The organism is Escherichia sp. AM3 (assembly GCF_032029835.1).
Classification (GTDB): domain Bacteria; phylum Pseudomonadota; class Gammaproteobacteria; order Enterobacterales; family Enterobacteriaceae; genus Escherichia; species Escherichia coli.
On the sequence record NZ_JAVUPQ010000925.1, the window covers coordinates 1 to 278 of the forward strand.

The window sequence follows — 278 nt, forward strand, 5'->3', positions numbered from 1 at the left end:
GGTCGGCGTAGTCGTCACCTGTTGCCCGTCGCGGAGGAAGTTATCTCCTACTCTCAGGATAACGTCGGTGATCTGCGGCCGCTGCGGCTCAAGAATCATTTTAGTGATGAGATCGATATTCACCACCTCCATCACCCCGTCGTTGCCGTCGCTCGCGAGGGGAGACCACTGAATCAGTACCGGGCTGCCTTTTACCAGCCACCGATCGGTCAGCAGCAACAGCCTGGATTCACTGATCGGCAGCTCCGGCACAAACTCACTGACGGGCACATTACGGC

The 278-nt window shown here is 57.9% G+C and carries 1 protein-coding gene; it reads right to left on the reverse strand.

Annotation, left to right across the window (positions count from 1 at the left end; translation table 11 throughout):
- Positions 1-278 (reverse strand): CSS-motif domain-containing protein (locus RTW80_RS29090; RefSeq protein ID WP_409415340.1); only part of this gene is annotated, 278 nt, incomplete at both ends.